Annotated in this window: 12 protein-coding genes and 1 pseudogene; 7 read left to right on the forward strand and 6 right to left on the reverse strand. The window is 75.1% G+C overall.

Annotation, left to right across the window (positions count from 1 at the left end; all coding sequences use genetic code 11):
- Nucleotides 1–8: 8 nt before the first annotated feature.
- The 4 genes from QC282_RS09300 to QC282_RS09315 all read right to left on the reverse strand — a co-directional run bounded on the left by QC282_RS09300 (nucleotide 9) and on the right by QC282_RS09315 (nucleotide 5,580).
- Nucleotides 9–1,355, reverse strand: coding sequence for an FtsX-like permease family protein (locus tag QC282_RS09300; RefSeq protein ID WP_279548774.1), 1,347 nt, complete (start codon nucleotides 1,353–1,355; stop codon nucleotides 9–11).
- Nucleotides 1,352–2,062 carry an ABC transporter ATP-binding protein gene (locus QC282_RS09305; protein ID WP_279548775.1) on the reverse strand — a complete coding sequence of 237 codons (711 nt, stop codon included), beginning with the start codon at nucleotides 2,060–2,062 and terminating at the stop codon, nucleotides 1,352–1,354. Before QC282_RS09305 ends, QC282_RS09300 begins: the two co-directional genes overlap by 4 nt.
- On the reverse strand, nucleotides 2,059–2,592 hold the full coding sequence (locus QC282_RS09310) for a PadR family transcriptional regulator (RefSeq protein ID WP_279548776.1): 534 nt from the start codon (nucleotides 2,590–2,592) through the stop codon (nucleotides 2,059–2,061). The genes QC282_RS09305 and QC282_RS09310 overlap by 4 nt, the downstream gene beginning before the upstream one ends.
- Before the next feature lie 96 nt (nucleotides 2,593–2,688).
- Nucleotides 2,689–5,580 (reverse strand): beta-N-acetylglucosaminidase domain-containing protein, encoded by a 2,892-nt coding sequence (locus QC282_RS09315; protein WP_279548777.1) that lies wholly within the window; start codon nucleotides 5,578–5,580, stop codon nucleotides 2,689–2,691.
- A 295-nt stretch (nucleotides 5,581–5,875) separates the two neighbouring features.
- On the opposite strand from QC282_RS09315, the gene QC282_RS09320 reads away from it, so the two are divergent.
- The 3 genes from QC282_RS09320 to QC282_RS09330 all read left to right on the forward strand — a co-directional run bounded on the left by QC282_RS09320 (nucleotide 5,876) and on the right by QC282_RS09330 (nucleotide 8,836).
- Complete coding sequence (locus QC282_RS09320) at nucleotides 5,876–6,178, forward strand: hypothetical protein (protein ID WP_279548778.1); 303 nt, start codon at nucleotides 5,876–5,878, stop codon at nucleotides 6,176–6,178.
- The gene (gene malQ, locus QC282_RS09325; protein WP_279548779.1) at nucleotides 6,179–8,287 is read left to right on the forward strand and encodes a 4-alpha-glucanotransferase; all 2,109 of its coding nucleotides are present in this window, start codon (nucleotides 6,179–6,181) and stop codon (nucleotides 8,285–8,287) included. It abuts the gene before it with no gap.
- 291 nt (nucleotides 8,288–8,578) lie between these two features.
- Nucleotides 8,579–8,836, forward strand: coding sequence for a hypothetical protein (locus QC282_RS09330; RefSeq protein ID WP_279548780.1), 258 nt, complete (start codon nucleotides 8,579–8,581; stop codon nucleotides 8,834–8,836).
- Between the two features lie 234 nt (nucleotides 8,837–9,070).
- On the opposite strand, the gene QC282_RS09335 is transcribed toward QC282_RS09330, so the two are convergent.
- Entirely contained in the window at nucleotides 9,071–9,601 is a 531-nt protein-coding gene (locus QC282_RS09335; protein WP_279548781.1) for a MarR family winged helix-turn-helix transcriptional regulator, read from the reverse strand.
- A gap of 209 nt (nucleotides 9,602–9,810) precedes the next feature.
- Between QC282_RS09335 and QC282_RS09340 the strand changes: the two are divergent.
- The 3 genes and pseudogenes from QC282_RS09340 to QC282_RS09350 form a co-directional block, all read left to right on the forward strand.
- Nucleotides 9,811–10,659 (forward strand): annotated as a pseudogene (locus QC282_RS09340) (EamA family transporter); the annotation flags it as partial.
- Nucleotides 10,660–10,832: 173 nt separating this feature from the next.
- Nucleotides 10,833–11,777, forward strand: a complete 945-nt coding sequence (locus QC282_RS09345; RefSeq protein WP_279548782.1) for a DMT family transporter — start codon at nucleotides 10,833–10,835, stop codon at nucleotides 11,775–11,777.
- Nucleotides 11,778–11,786: 9 nt separating this feature from the next.
- Nucleotides 11,787–12,692 (forward strand): LysR family transcriptional regulator, encoded by a 906-nt coding sequence (locus QC282_RS09350; RefSeq protein WP_279548783.1) that lies wholly within the window; start codon nucleotides 11,787–11,789, stop codon nucleotides 12,690–12,692.
- Between the two features lie 48 nt (nucleotides 12,693–12,740).
- Here QC282_RS09350 and QC282_RS09355 read toward each other — a convergent pair whose 3' ends face one another.
- On the reverse strand, nucleotides 12,741–13,367 hold the full coding sequence (locus QC282_RS09355) for an NADPH-dependent F420 reductase (protein WP_279548784.1): 627 nt from the start codon (nucleotides 13,365–13,367) through the stop codon (nucleotides 12,741–12,743).
- A gap of 332 nt (nucleotides 13,368–13,699) precedes the next feature.
- On the opposite strand from QC282_RS09355, the gene QC282_RS09360 reads away from it, so the two are divergent.
- Nucleotides 13,700–15,229 carry a PQQ-dependent sugar dehydrogenase gene (locus QC282_RS09360; protein WP_279548785.1) on the forward strand — a complete coding sequence of 510 codons (1,530 nt, stop codon included), beginning with the start codon at nucleotides 13,700–13,702 and terminating at the stop codon, nucleotides 15,227–15,229.
- Nucleotides 15,230–15,250: the final 21 nt, after the last annotated feature.

Raw genomic sequence — 15,250 nt, forward strand, 5'->3', positions numbered from 1 at the left:
TCACGCCCTCACGCGTGGCGCAGCTCCGCCGGCCGCACCGACCTGCGCAGCAGGGGCAGCGCGGTCGCCGCGGCCAGCAGACAGGCGGCGTACACCGCGACCGGGACCAGCAGCGCGGCCCACGGCATCGACCAGCCGCCGCCGTCGGCGAGCGTGGCGTAGCCGGTGCCGATCGCCATGCCTCCGGCGCCCGCCACCAGCACCGCCGGAGCCAGCGGCAACGCCGTCTCCAGCAGCAGTGCCCGGCCCAGCACCGCGCGCGGCACCCCGGCCGCGGCCTGCGCGGCCAGGCCCCGGCGGCGGGTGGCCAGCGACTCGGCGGTGCCGACGGCGAGACCGGACAGCGTGATCGCGAGGGCGACGACGATCGCCGCGGCCGTCAGATCGATGCCGGTGGTGTAGAAGGACCGGCTCTCCGCCAGGTGCTTGTCCGAGTGCAGCACCTCCAGCAGCACCTGCCGGACGCCGGCGAAACCGGTTCCGACGATCGTCACCAGCAGCACCGCCGCGTGCGTGCGGGCCGGCGCCCAGGGGTCGTCGCGCAGCCGCTCCGCCGCGATCAGCACCGCCGGATCGCCCGTCCGCCGGGCCAGCACCCCGCCGGTCAGCCGGGCCGTCGCGCCCACCAGCCACAGCGCGAGGGCCCCCGTCAGGACGATCACGGGGACCACCAGCACCGGCGCCGAGCCGGGCCCGGGCTCCCGCGGACCGCTGTGCGTCACGGCGTAGGCGAGGGCCGACAGGGCCAGGAACATCAGCACCGCCCACAGGAACGCCCGTCCCGGACGCCGCGACCGCTGCCGCAGCACCCGGCCCAGCGGCGAGGCGACCACCCGGCGCAGCGCCAGGACGCTCACCAGCGCGCCGAGCACCGGCACCGCCACCAGCACCGCCGCGAATCCCGCCCACGCGGTGCCGGGCGCCTCGTCCCACAGGCGCAGCAGGAGCACCGCGCAGAACACCGTCGCGAGGGCCGAGCCCGCCAGGCAGGTCAGTCCCGCCTCGGCGGCGGCGATCCGCCGCACCTGCCAGGGCGTGGCCCCCGCCAGCCGCAGCCCGGCCAGCCGCCGGTCCCGGTGGACGGCCCCGATCCGGGCGCACTGGCCGAGGAAACCGAGCACCGGCACCAGCAGGAGCAGCAGCGCCGCGACCACGCCCCGCCGCTCGCCCGGCCGGTCCAGCAGACCGCTCGCGAAGGGGACCGGGTGATACCCGCGCAGCGAGGCGACCGCCACGGCCGCCAGCGCGAACCCCGTCGCGAGCAGCGCGCCCACCCCCGTGAGCGTGATGCGCCACCACTCGCGCCGGTCGGAGCCCAGCACCAGCTGCCAGGCCAGCCGCAGGTCCGCCGTCACCGGGTCACCCCCGTCGCCGCCGCGCCCTCGGCCACGACCGTGCCGTCCATGAGCGACACCTCACGGTCCGCGTACGCCGCCACCTGCGCGTCGTGCGTGATCAGCAGCACCGCCGTGCCCGCCTCCCGGGCCGTGCGCACCAGCGCCGTCATCACCTGCTCGCCCGCCAGCGAGTCCAGGGCGCCCGTCGGCTCGTCCGCGAACACCACCCTCGGGCCGGTCACCAGGGCCCGCGCCAGCGCCGCACGCTGCGCCTGACCGCCGCTCATCTCGCCCGGCCGCAGGTCCCCCTGCCCGCGCACCCCGAACCGCTCCAGCCACTCACCGGCCCGCTCCCGCGCCCGCGCCCGGGAGGTGCCGGCCAGCATCAGCGGCAGGGCCACGTTGTCGAGGGCGGTCAGCTCGGGGATGAGCTGCCCGAACTGGAAGACCACCCCGAACTCGGTGCGGCGCAGCTCGCTCAGCCGCTTCTCCGGCAGCGTGTCGAGGCGCTGCCCGTCGTACGTCACCGAGCCGCCGTCCGGGCGGACGATGCCGGCGAGGCAGTGCAGCAGCGTCGACTTCCCGCTGCCGCTGGCGCCGGTGACGGCGAGGACCTCGCCCGCCCGCAGGTCGGCCGAGGCGCCGCGCAGGGCCTGCGTCCTGCCGTGCGTCTTGACCAGGTCCCGGGCCGCGAGGAGCGGCTCCCTGGTGTCCACGTCGTTCATGCTGCGTCGACCTCCGCGGTCAGGGTGGACAGCCGGGCCGCCGTGGTGTTCATCCAGCGGAGGTCGGCGTCGAGGTGGTTGAGGGCGTAGTCCGCCGAGAGCACGGTCGCCAGGTCGGCGCCGCCCGCGGTCTTGACCGCCGTGAGCTCGCGCATCCGCGCCATGTGGGCGGCGCGCTGGGCCCGCAGGTAGGCGGCGGGGTCGCCGCCGCCGAGGATCGCGACGACGACCTTGGCGAAGATCTCGTTCGTCACGAAGGGCGCGGGCGGCGCGATCTCGGCGGCCCAGCGGGCGAGTTCGCGGGCGCCGTCGGGCGTCGGCCGGTACACCGTCCGCTCCGGGCCGCCGTCGGAGTCGGTGCCGTCGACCTCGGCGAGGCCGTCCCGGACCAGGCGTTGCAGGGTCGTGTAGACCTGCCCGTAGGCCAGCGGGCGGGCCTGCGGAAAGCGTTCGTCGTGCCGTCGCTTCAGGTCGTAGCCATGGCTCGGCCCCGAGGCGAGCAGCCCCAGCAGGATGTGGCGGGTGCTCATGAAGATCAGTATGTACTGAGTACATGTACTGAGTGAATAGTCGGCGGCGAGAAAGTCGGCGAGAAAGTCCCGCGATGGCTCCCCGGGGTGTGGGCCTCAGTCGGCCGCGGGCTGCTCGGCGACGGCGTACGCCTCCACCGACCACAGCGAGTACCCGTACTCGGTGGCTCGCCTGTCGCCCTGCACGCGTACGTACCGCACGTCCCGCTCGTCCATCCGGACCGACTCCCGGCCGCCGCGGCCGTCCCGCACGGTCGCCGCCGTGCGCCAGCGGCGGCCGTCGGCGGACACCTGGACGCGGTACGCGGCGGCGTACGCGTCCTGCCAGTGCAGCACCACCCGGCCGAGCCGCACCGGGCGGGGCAGCTCCAGCTGCCACCAGGCACCGTCCTCCACCGGCGACGACCAACGCGTCCCGAAATCGCCGTCGTTCGCCGCCGACGCCGGGAAGTCCGGCGTCTCGTCGCCCGACGAACGCGCCGTGCCGGTGCGCGCCAGGTCCGGCCCCCCGGTGCGCGGGAACGCCCGCACGGTGAGCGTGCGGGTCACCCCGCCGAACCCGATCCGGACGTCGTACGACCGGGCCGGTGTCCCCGCCGCCACACTCACCTCGACCGGGACGTCCACGGTCGTGCCGCGCGGCAGCGTCAACGGGTCCTCGGGAAGCCGCACCCGGACGCCCTCGGGCGCCTCGGCGGTGAGCCTGCCGCGCACGTCGGCCGGACGCAGCGACCTCAGACGCGCCGTCAGCCGCTCCCCGCCGCCGATCTCCACGTCCGCCCGCTCCCGCGTCAGCTCCAGCGCCGCGTCCGGGGAGTCGTCGAACCACGGGACCACGTGCCGCACGCCGCCGGGGCCGGTGCCGGTCACCCGGACCGCGTCGGCGCGCAGCCCCGCCGACGCCTCGGTGGCGCCCGCCCCGTCCAGCCGGCCCACCCGGCGCCAGCCCTCGCCCGGCACATGGATCTCGACGTCGCCCTCGGTGCCCGGCTCGGCCAGCACCGTCACCGCCGACAGGGACCGGGCCTGCGGGAAACGGACCGTGTGCGCGTCCGCCGCGTCGCCCGCCGTCGTCACCGGCTCGCGGTCGATGCCCGTCCACGTCCGGTACGCCTTCTGCGCGCGGGCGAGGAACGGGTCCAGCACGCCCTTGCCGACCGTCACCCGGGCCGAGCCCAGCCGCTCCCGCAGCTCCCCGAGCCTCCGGTACGCCGTCCAGGCCGCCGCCGCGTCCCCGGAGCGCTGCGCCCGCAGCATGTCCAGCGCCGTCGTGCCGGCCTCGCCGTACCGGGCCAACTGCTCGGCCCACGGCGCGACCTCCCGGCCCAGGGCCGTGCCGGAGAGCCGCTCGGGTAGGTCCCGCAGCACGCCGAAGGTATCCCGCAGACGGCGCTCCTCGGGGGTGCCCGCGCGGTCCGCCGCCTGTGCGCGCGCCTGCCAGTACGCCGCCATCAGCGGACGCAGATACGCCGACTCGTCCGCGCCCAGCACCGACGACGCGTCGTTCCCGGCCAGCGCCGCCAGGGCCTCCTCGCGGCGGTCGTCGCCCGCCGACAGGTCGTCGATCGCCGCCCGCCAGGACTCCTGCGGCCGGTAGGCGCGCGGGTTCCAGGCGTAGTCGGCGGCCGTGAACAGCGGGATGCGGGACGCCTCCGGCTGCTCCATCGCATTGGCCAGCACGGCGGCCGAACCGGTCGCGACAGCGGGCTCGCGGCCCTGGTAGGGGCCCAGGAACACCCGGCCGGGCGCGTAGTCGTTGACCGGGTAGTTGTCCATCGTGACCAGCGGATGCCGGCCGAACACCCGCCGCGCCTCGGCCAGTTCGCGACCCGTGATGGTCCGCGGCACCACGCCCACGCCGGTCCACGCCACCTCGACGCCCGCCGCCAGCTCCCCGGCCAGCGCGTTCCGGTACGGCGTCGCGCCGTCCTCGTAGTACTCCGTCGGCATCAAGGACAGGGCCGCCGCCTCCGGGTGACGGTCCGCCAGGTGCCGGGCGACCGCGTTCGCCACCCGCGCCTGCGCCCGCGCCGCCGCCCGCGGCCCCGACCCGAACGTCCCGGCGTCCGCGTCACAGTGCCACTCGCTGTAGCTGACGTCCTGGAACTGCAGCTGGAAGGCGCGGAAGCCCAGCGCCCACATCGCGTCCAGCTTGCGCGTCAGCGCCCGCACGTCCTCGTCCGACGCGAAGCACATCGCCTGCCCCGGCGCCACCGCCCAGCCCAGCGTCACGTGATTGCTGCGGGCCCGCTCGGCCAGTTCCCGGAACTCCGCGCGCCGCTGTGTCGGGTACGGCTCACGCCAGCGCGCCTGCCGGTGCGGGTCGTCGCCGGGGGCGTACAGATACCGGTTCTGCTTCGTGCGGCCCATGAAGTCCAGCTGCGCCAGGCGCTGCGCGTGCGTCCACGGGGTGCCGTAGAAGCCCTCCGTGATGCCGCGCACGGCGGTGCCCGGCCAGTCGCGCACCTCGACGGCCGAGATCGTGCCGTCCTCGCGCACCAGCTGACGCAGCGTCTGCACGGCGTGGAACAACCCGTCAGGACCGGCCCCCGACAGCATGACGCCGCCGCTGCCGACGGTCAGCCGGTAGCCCCCGGACGGCAGCTCGTGCCGCGCGTCCCCGCGGGACCTCTCCCGGCCCGCCCGCACCACCAGCGCGCCCGCGGGCAGCGGCTCGCCCGCGGCGACGGCCGTGATCCGGCGCGCGCCCGCCTCCCGCAGCAGCGCCCGCAGCGCCTCGACGGCGTACGGGTCCGCCGTCCCGTCCGCGACCAGCGCGACCTCCTCGGTGACCGCGACCGGCGCGCCGTTCGCCCGCAGCGACTGGGGACGCGGCCACACCGCGACATCCGGCCCGGCCGAGTCAGGAGAGGACGTGGCCGTACCGGGCGCCGGCGGCGCCGCGACGGCGGCGGGCGTCGCACCTAGAGCGCCCGCGACGACGGCGAACGCGAGGGCGGCGGCCCTCTTCCTGCGTCCGAACTGCACGGGCCCCCTCCTGGTCGCTCTACGTTGCCCGACGTGCGTGTCCGCGTCACCTCGACGTACGTGTCCGCGTCACAGAGAGCACTCACAGGGACACAGAGCACCGAGCCCACCATCCGCGCGGTGAAGGTGTCAACGACAGTGGCCGTTGTGGGTTGTTTGCCCCGGCCTGCGAGGTGGGCAAGGCTGAAGGATGTGACCAGGAACACGATGTCCGTCTCAACGTGCCTGCCTTCGCGCGCACTGGGTAGGGCTGCATCGACCCCGCACACGCGCCGTGCCCCACAAGGAGGCCCCCGTGGCTGTACCGGTACACGTTCCGATTCCCGCCCCGTCCAAACCCGTGGCGGAGTCGTCCGCCGAACCCGACACCGCACGCCTGTGCGTGTTCAGCGCGGAGGGAACCTGCGCCGAGGCCCCGCTGACCAGCGAGCCGCCGCTGCCCGACGCCGAACCCCTCACCAGTGAGCCGCCCCTGGCCGACGTCGCCCCGCTGGCCAGCGAACCCGACACCTACCCGGCGGCGTCGTACCCGGACTACCCGGGCCACGACTACCAGGACTTCCCCGACACCCCGGACCTCTTCCGCCCGGAGCCCTAGATGACCGCGCCCCAGCCGGCCGAGCCCCCCGCCGAGGAACTGTCCCGGCTCGCCGACCTGCACGGCGTCGCCACCTCCTACAGCCCCTCCCCGGACCGTACGGTCACCGCCTCGGCCACCGCGCTCACGGCCGCGCTCGGCGCCCTCGGCGTCGACGCGAGCGGCCCCGCGGCCGTGCGCGCCGCGCTCGCCGACCGGGAACGGGAACTGCGCGGACGGCTGCTGCCGCCGACCGTGGTGTGCTGGGGCACCGCGGCACCGGCCGCCCTGGCCGCGCTGCCCGACGGCACCCGGCTGCGCATCGAGACCGAACAGGGCGAGACCCGCGCCGCCGCCGACCACCTCCCGCCCGGCGTCCACCGGCTGACCGCCACCGCCCCCGACGGGCGCACCGCCACCGCCCACCTGATCGCCGCCCCGCCCCGGCTGCCCACGCCCCGGGGCCGCTGCTACGGGCTCCTCGTCCAGCTGTACTCCCTGCTGTCCCGCCGCTCCTGGGGCATGGGCGACCTCGGTGACCTCGGCGAGCTGACCGCCTGGGCCGGACGCGTCGTCGGCGCCGGATTCGTGCAGGTCAACCCGCTGCACGCGGCCGTGCCCGGTGCCCCCACCGACCCCTCCCCGTACCGCCCCTCCTCCCGGCGCTTCCCCGACCCGGTGCACCTGCGCGTCGAGGACGTCCCCGAGTTCGCCCACGTCGCCGACCCCGACCGGGTGCGCGGCCTGCTGGAACGCGCCGCCCGGCTGCGCGAGGCCGTCCTCGGCAAGGGCGCCCTCATCGACCGCGACGCCGTGTGGGAGCTGAAGCGGGAGGCGCTGGAACTGATCCGCGACGTGCCCCTCGGCCCCGGCCGGCGCGCCGCCTACTGCGACTTCCTCGCCGAGGAGGGCCAGGCCCTGGAGGACCACGCCACCTGGTACGCCCTCGCCGAGGTGCACGGACCCGACTGGCACCGCTGGCCCGCCGGACTGCGCGACCCCCGCTCCGCCGACACCGCGCGCGCCCGCGCCGAGCTGATGGACCGCGTCGACTTCCACTCCCGGCTCGCCTGGCTCACCGACGCCCAGCTCACCGCCGCGCAGCGCACCGCCCGTGAGGCCGGCATGCCGGTCGGGATCGTGCACGACCTCGCCGTCGGCGTGCACCCCGGCGGCGCCGACGCCTGGGCCCAGCAGGACCACTTCGCGGCCGGCATGTCCGTCGGCGCGCCCCCGGACGCCTTCAACGCCCGCGGCCAGGACTGGGGTCTGCCGCCCTGGCGCCCGGACCGGCTCGCCGCATCCGGTTACGAGCCCTTCCGCCGCCTGCTGCGCGCCCTGTTCCGGTACGCCGGCGCGCTGCGCATCGACCACGTCATGGGCCTGTTCCGGCTCTGGTGGGTGCCGCACGATCGGCCCCCCACCGAGGGCACCTACGTCCACTACGACGCCGAGGCCATGCTCGCCGTCCTCGTCCTGGAGGCCTCCCGCGCCGGAGCCGTCGTCGTCGGCGAGGACCTCGGCACCGTTGAACCCGGGGTGCGCGAGGCGCTGCGCGAGCGCGGGGTGCTCGGCACGTCGGTGCTGTGGTTCGAGCGGGACTGGGACGGCGACCGCCGCCCCCTGCCGCCCGACCGCTGGCGCGCCGACTGCCTCGCCACCGCCACCACGCACGACCTGCCGCCCACCGCCGCCCGCCTCACCGGCGAGCACGTCGAACTCCGCGACCGGCTCGGCCTGCTCACCCGCCCCTTCGAGGAGGAACGCGCCGAGGCGGCGGCCGACATCGGCGAGTGGCTCGACCGGCTCGCCGAACTCGGGCTGCTGCGCGGCACGGGCGTCGGGCACGGCACCACCCGGGAGGAGATCGAGATCCAGGCCGTCCACCGGTTCCTGCTGCGCACCCCGGCCCGCATGGTCGGCGTCTGGCTCCCGGACGGCGTGGGCGACCGCCGCCCGCAGAACCTGCCCGGCACGTGGGACCAGTACCCGAACTGGCGCCTGCCCATAGCCGACTCCGAGGGGCGGCCGGTGACGCTGGAGGAACTCGCGGCATCGCCCCGCCTGCACGCGCTGACGGACGTGCTGCGGGAAGGGGCGTCCGCGGACGGGCCGGACCGCTCCCGGTGAGGCCTGCCGTCCCGGCGGCCCGGGCCCGGCTGCCCGCCGGGCCGCGACGGGACGGGGCCGCGACGGGGCGGAGCCGCGACGGGGCGGGTCCGCGGGCCGCGGGCGGCGACGGGGCGGGTCGGCGGGTCGGCGGTCCGCGGGCGGCGACGGGGCGGGTCGGCGGTCCGCGGGCCGCGACGGGGCAGGTCGGGGGCCCGGAAACCGGCTGGGGAACCGCTCGCAAAACCCCGGGCCGGCCTCGTACGGCACCCCGGGCGCGCGCCCCGTTCGGGCGTTCGCTACTTTTGCACCGTGGACAAGAAGAACGCCCTGCGCGCCGGCGCCCTGGCAGCCGGTACGGCGCTGATGATGCTGCTCATGTCGTCCCCCGCGCTCGCTGTCACGCGCGACGACGGTGACGACCCCGGGCCGGGCCTGAGCGTCATCGAGACGCTGGGCTGGTTCGTCGTCGCCCCCATCGCGCTGTTCCTGGTCATCACGGCCGCCGTGATGGTCCTGGACCGGTCGACCATCCGCCACACCAAGCCGAAGGCCAAGGCCCAGGCCTGACACCGCCCGGTCCCGGCACCCGCCCGGGGCCCGGCCCGGACCGCGCCGCGGCCCGGCACACCCGCCCGAGGGCGCCGTCCTCGCCGCCGTACGCACGCCTGCGCGCCATCGCGCCGGGAACGCGCCGTACGACGACGAGGGCGGCGCCTTTGCCGTGCGCGCGCCCGGGACGGCGGTCGCGTGGGGTGCGCCCGGGGCGGCGGTCGCGTGGGGTGACGCGGAGCCGCCGCTGCCTCAGTGATCGGCGCCCGGCGTACCCGTCAGCAACGCCCGCAGCAGGTCGGCCAGTTGACCGGCCTGTTCGTCGTCGAGGGTGGCCAGCGCGGCCGTCTGCGCGGCGAGACCGGCGCCGACCGCCTGGTCGATGAGGCCGAGGCCCTTCTCGGTGAGCGTCACCTGGAGGCCGCGGCGGTCGTGCGGGTCGGGGGAGCGGCGCAGCAGCCCCGCGCGCTCCAGCTTGTCGAGGCGGCCCGTCATCCCGCCGGTGGTGAGCATGAGCGTCGCCGAGAGCTGCCGCGGCGAGAGCGTGTACGGCTCGCCGGAGCGGCGCAGCGTCGCCAGGACGTCGAACTCGCCGCGCGAGATCCCGAAGGGGGCGTACGCCTTCTCCATGCGGTCGCCCATCGCGCGGGAGAGGCGGAAGATCCGCCCGAACACCTCCATCGCGCGGGTGTCGAGATCGGGCCGCACCGCCGCCCACTGGCCGACGATCGCGTCGACGGGGTCCTGGCGCCGGTCCTCGCGCCGCTCGGGACGTGCACTCATGTGCCGAGTATCGGCCGCGGCAATGGTCGCACGCAAGAAAGCGGCTTGACGGTAAGTAGCTTAGAGCTAAGCTACTTACTGCTGACCCTCTTGCTCTACTCCTCCTGACCCTACTGACCACCGCCTGCTCCCGGCCCGCTCCCGGGCCTGGGCCTGCTCCCGGCCTGCTCCGCGGCAGCCTCCGCGGCCTTCCTCGAAGGGTGCGTCCCATGGCCACCACCAGCCGCCCCGCCCTCATAGCCCTCACTGCCCTCGCCCCGGTCTCCTGGGGCACCACCTACGCGGTCACCACCGAGTTCCTCCCCGCCGACCGCCCCCTGTTCACCGGGCTCCTGCGCGCCCTGCCCGCCGGTCTGCTGCTGCTCGCGCTCGCACGGGTGCTGCCGCGCGGCGCCTGGTGGTGGAAGGCCGCGGTGCTCGGCGCGCTGAACATCGGCGCGTTCTTCCCGCTGCTGTTCCTGTCGGCGTACCGGCTGCCCGGCGGCATGGCCGCGGTCGTCGGCTCGATCGGGCCGCTGTTCGTCGCGGGGCTGGGCGCGCTGCTGCTGGGGGAGCGGCCGACGGTACGGACGCTGCTCACGGGTGTCGCCGCCGCGTTCGGTGTCAGCCTGGTCGTGCTGAAGGCGGCCGGCGCGCTGGACGCGGTCGGCGTGCTCGCGGCCCTCGCCTCCACGGCGTCCATGTCCACCGGCACGGTCCTCACCAAGCGCTGGGGCCGTCCCGACGGCGTGGGCCCACTGGCCCTGACCGGCTGGCAGTTGACCGCGGGCGGCCTCCTGATCGCCCCGCTGGCCCTCCTCGTCGAGGGCGCGCCGCCCGAGCTCGACGGCGGGGCGGTCGGCGGCTACCTGTACCTGGCGCTGGCCAACACGGCGGTGGCGTACTGGCTCTGGTTCCGCGGCATCGGCCGCCTCACCGCCACCCAGGTCACCTTCCTCGGCCCGCTCTCCCCGCTCACCGCGGCGACCGTGGGCTGGGCGGCCCTGGGGCAGGCGCTGACGCCGGTTCAGCTGGCGGGGATGGCGGTGGCGTTCGGGGCGACGGTGTTCGGTCAGCTGGGGCCGGGTGGGGGACGAGGGCGGACGCTGCCGCCCCCGGGTCGCCGAAGGCCGGAAAACCGTTCACTTCTCCTGAAAAGAACGGTCGAAAAGATTCGATGGACCTCACGGTTCCGGCGCTGCGACGGTAGGTTCCCGGGCTCCCGGGCCAACCGACCAGCGAAAGGACCTCAGTGGCCGCAGCCGCCGACAGCCGGACACGCCCCACCTCCACCCCCGCCCCGGGGGCGACGAACGGCGCCGCCCTCGGGATCCTGCTCGCCGCACTCGCCACGCTCGTCTGGTCCGGCAGCTTCGTCACCTCACGCGCCCTAGCCGACAGCGTCCCGCCGGTCCAGCACGCCTTCTGGCGCTGGGTCGTGGCGCTCGCCGTCGTCGCCCCCTTCGGTGCCCGGCGGGCCTGGCGACGGCGCGCGGTGATCCGCCGTCACCTCGGCTTCGTGCTGCCGGCCTCGCTGCTCGGCGTCACCGCCTACAACACTTTCGTCAACCAGGCGGGCCTCACCACCCCCGCCGCCAACATGGGCATGATCATGGCGGCGTCGCCGGTGCTGATGGCGGTCCATGAACGGGTGGGCGGCGTACGGCTGGGCGCCCGGCGCGTCGCGGGACTGCTCATCGCGTGCGCGGGCGTGGTGCTGCTGGTCGGCGGAGGAGCGACGGCCGTGGGCGCCGGCGACCTGTGGATGATCGCCGCGGCCTGCTGCTTCGGCGGCTACAGCGCGCTGCTGCGGCACAGGCCGGCCGGCCTGGACGGCGTCGCGTTCCTCTTCACGGCCTTTCTGGTGGGAACGGTCCTGCTGCTGCCCGCGCAGGCCCTGAGCCTCGCCGTTCAGGGCGGCTTCACACCGACGCCGGGGACGGTCGGTCCGTTGCTCTACGTCGGCATCGCCTCCTCCGCGGTCGCCTTCTTCGCCTGGAACAAGGCGATCGCCCTGATCGGCCCGACCCGCGCCGGCATCGTCTACTACCTCCAGCCCGTGTGCGTGGCCCTGCTGTCCTGGGCGCTGCTGGCCGAGCCGACCGGCTGGACACAGGCCCTGTGCATGACGCTGATCCTGGGCGGGGTCATGCTCGGCGCGGGGGGCGCGCCGGTGAGGCGGGCGCCCCGCCGATAAGTTGCCGCCATGGCCGAGTGGGACATCCGGAAGCTGCACATCCTGCGGACACTGCGGGAGCGGGGCACGGTGACCGCGACGGCCGAGGCGCTGCGCATGACGCCGTCGGCGGTGTCCCAGCAGCTGACGAACCTGTCCAAGCAGCTCGGGGTGCCCCTGCTGGAGGCGCACGGACGCCGGGTCAGGCTCACGGACGCGGCGCGACTGGTGCTGCGGCACGCCGAGGCGGTGTTCGAGCAACTGGAGCGTGCTGACGCCGAGTTGGCGGCCTACGTGCACGGCGAGGCCGGCGAGGTCCGGGTTGGTGCCTTCTCCACCGCCGTCCCCGCCCTCGTCGTACCGGCGGTGACGGCACTGCGGGCGACGCACCCCGGGATCACCGTGCGGGTGCGGGAGGCCGAGGCACAGGAGGCGTACGAGCTGCTGGCGACCGGGGAGACGGACCTCGCCCTGTCGCTGGCGGCGCAGGCCCCGACCGCGGCGGATGCGCGCTTCACCCGGCTCCCGCTGTTCGCGGACCCCCTCGATGTCGCGCTTCCCCACGACCACCGGCTGGCCGGCGCGGCCGAACTCCGCCTGGCCGACCTCGCCGGCGAACCGTGGATCTTCGGGGGCAGCGGGCCCTGGTCCGACATCACGCGCGGGGCGTGCGAGGCGGCCGGTTTCCGTCCCCACCAGGGACACGCGGCGGCCGGCTGGACGGCGATCCTGGCCATGGTGGAGGCGGGCATGGGCGTCGCGCTGGTCCCGCGCATGGCGGCGGAGCGCCGGGAGGGCGTGGTCATGCGGGAGTTGAGGCGGGACCGCCCCGTCCGGCACGTCGTCGCGGCCGTGCGCAGGGGCGCGGAGGAGGGTACGGCCGCGGCGAGGGTGCTGGCGGCGCTGCGGACGGCCGCGGGGCGGACCGGTGGGTGACAGCGGTGGCGTCCGCCCTGACCGACCTGCCCTGACCGCTCCCGGACCCTAGGCCGACGGCCGCGTGACCACGTTGATGTTGAACGCGTGGGCGCCCAGACCGCCCGCGATGCCCATGAACAGCAGGGCGAAGTGCTCCTGGCCGCGCGCGGTGGTGATGCCGCCGATGTCCAGCTGGGACTCCGGGGGCCAGCCGAGGTCGGTGAGCAGCCGGCCGGCGGTGCGCTTGGCCCCGGGGTCGTCGCCGGACAGGAAGACGGTGCTCGGGCCCGCCAGATCGTTCGGGGCGATCATCACCGTGGAGTCCATCGTGCACAGCGTCTTGACGACGGGGGTCAGCGGGAACGCCTCCTGGATCTGTTCGCCGAGGCTGCTGTTGGGGTGGGAGAGCTCGGTGTAGTCGTCGGAGAGGCCGACGCCCACGTCGATCAGGGGGATGCCGGCCAGGGCCGGGGCCCCGATGGAGTGCAGCAGCTCCACGGACACGGTGCCCGGGGTCGCGTTGACCAGGACCTCCGCCTGGGCCGCCGTTTCGCTCAGGCCCGCGACGGGGAGGCCGAGGTCCGCCCGGTCCTCCGGATGGCGGGAGCCGAGGAGTACGTCGTGCCCCGCGCCCTTCCAGCCGTGGGCCAGTGCTCGGGCGACATTGCCGGTGCCAAGGATTCCTATGCGCATGCCGCGACGCTAACCGCGGGCGGGCGCCCGGCGGATCGGGCCACGGGCCCGCACGGACCGGCACCTGAGACCTAGGCCGGAGGTCGGTGATCGCATCGTTCGCGCCATGCGGCGCGAAAGTGGCGCGTTCAACCGTTGCCGCCCGGGTGCGCGGCGCGCAGCCTGGAGACGCGGGAGCGCTCCCATGGGGTGTTTGTCATAGTCATGCCATAAAGCTGCTCGCGCAGCCCGCCGGCCCCCTCAAGACGACCGCCCTCAAGACGATTGCCCTCATGCGACCGCCCCGCAAGCACACCGCCACGCAAGCGTCCTCGTTCTGTTCTGGAGCCGACATGCCACGACGCCGCTGGATCGGTCCCCTGCTCGCCCTCCTGCTGACCGCCCTCTCCCCACTGCCCGCCGCCGCGACCGAGACCTCCGCCGAGACCGCCACCGCGTCCTCCGCCGCGGCGACCACGCCCCTGCCGTCGCTCACCGCGACCACCACCCAGGTCGCCTCCGGGCTGAAACGACCCACCGCCCTGGTCGCCCCGGACGACGGCACGGACCGGCTGTTCATCACCGAGAAGCCCGGCACCGTACGCGTCTACCACCCGGACACCGGCCTGGCCTCGACCCCGCTGGCCGACATCACCTCGGCCGTGGACGAGTCGGGCAACGAGCGCGGCCTGCTCGGCATCGCGCTGCCGCCCGACTTCGCCGAGAGCCAGGACCTGTACCTGGCGTACACGGCACGGCCCGACGGCGCGGTCACGCTCGCCCGCTACCGGCTGGACGAGTCCCGCCTCGAAGTTCTGCTCTCCCAGGAGCACGCCCAGTACAGCAACCACAACGGCGGCCAGCTCGCCTTCGGCCCCGACGGCAAGCTCTACTGGAGCATCGGCGACGGCGGCGGCTCCGGCGACCCCTTCGACGCCGGGCAGCGTCTCGACACGCTGCTGGGCAAGATCATGCGCATCGACGTCAGCCGCCGCTGCGACCCGCTGCCGTACTGCGTCCCCGCCGACAACCCCTTCGTGGGCAAGGCCGGCGCCCGCGAGGAGATCTGGCTGTACGGGCTGCGCAACCCGTGGCGGTTCTCCTTCGACGCGGCCGACGGCTCGATGTGGATCGGCGACGTGGGCCAGGGGCACTGGGAGGAGGTCGACCACATCGCACCCGGACGGGGCGGGCTGAACCTCGGCTGGTCCTGCTACGAGGGCCTGGAGAAGTTCGAGGGCGGCGACTGCGTGCCCGGTGAGACGTACACGAAGCCGGTCTTCACCTACTCGCCGTACACCGGCGGCTGTTCGGTCATCGGCGGCCACGTCTACCGGGGCCGGCAGTACGCCGACCTGGTCGGCGGCACGTACATCGCCACCGACTACTGCTCGTCCACGGTCTGGGCGCTGCGCCCCGACGGCAACGGCGGTTACGAGCAGGCCGAGATCGGCAGGATGCCCACCCAGGTGACGACGATCGGCACGACCGCCGCCGGGGAGTTCTACGTGGTCAACGACCTGCCGGGCGGACTGCACCGGGTGTCGTTCGCGAAGGAGGAACCCACCTGCCGGGTGGACCGCACCGTGAAGACCTGGGGCACCGGCCAGACGGTCGACCTCACCGTCACCAACACCGGCAGCACCCCGGTGAACGGCTGGACCCTGGAATTCCCGATCGCCTTCGGCCAGACGATCGTCTCCGACTGGAACACGGACCTCACCCAGTTGAGCAACGTGATCACGGCGACCAACGCCTCGCACAACGCGACGATCGCTCCCGGCGCGAGCATCACCCTCGGCTACCTCGCCGAACACACGGGCGACACGTCGCCGCCGCCGCGCTTCATGCTGAACGGGGACGCGTGCGCGGTGGGCCGCTGAGCGGGGGCACGGCGGACCCGT

Source organism: Streptomyces sp. DH24, assembly GCF_029813775.1.
GTDB lineage: Bacteria > Actinomycetota > Actinomycetes > Streptomycetales > Streptomycetaceae > Streptomyces.